The sequence below is a fragment of the Pseudoalteromonas sp. 20-92 genome (assembly GCF_030847595.1).
Classification (GTDB): Bacteria; Pseudomonadota; Gammaproteobacteria; order Enterobacterales; family Alteromonadaceae; genus Pseudoalteromonas; species Pseudoalteromonas fuliginea.
The window spans coordinates 1-224 of record NZ_JANJGQ010000125.1; the positions used below are offsets into that span (position 1 = coordinate 1).

The 224-nt window shown below is 44.6% G+C and carries 1 protein-coding gene; it reads right to left on the reverse strand.

The genetic code is table 11. The features are described 5' to 3' along the window. Positions 1-198 (reverse strand): reverse transcriptase domain-containing protein (locus NRL14_RS21145; protein ID WP_306725535.1); only part of this gene is annotated, 198 nt, incomplete at its 3' end. Positions 199-224: the final 26 nt, after the last annotated feature.

Below are 224 nucleotides of genomic sequence, written 5' to 3' on the forward strand. Positions count from 1 at the left end.
GCCTTGTTTAACACAAGATTGAACATGGTTCACTGCTTGACTGGCTCTTTTATGAGCTCGATAACCATAACTATGCGATGAAAATTGAGGCTCAAAATAAGGGCTGATCACTTGAGCAATGGCTTGTTGGATCACTCTGTCGATAATAGAGGGGATCCCAAGCATTCGCTCACCGCCATCAGGTTTGGGTATTATCACGCGTTTGACTGGCAAGGGTTGATAAG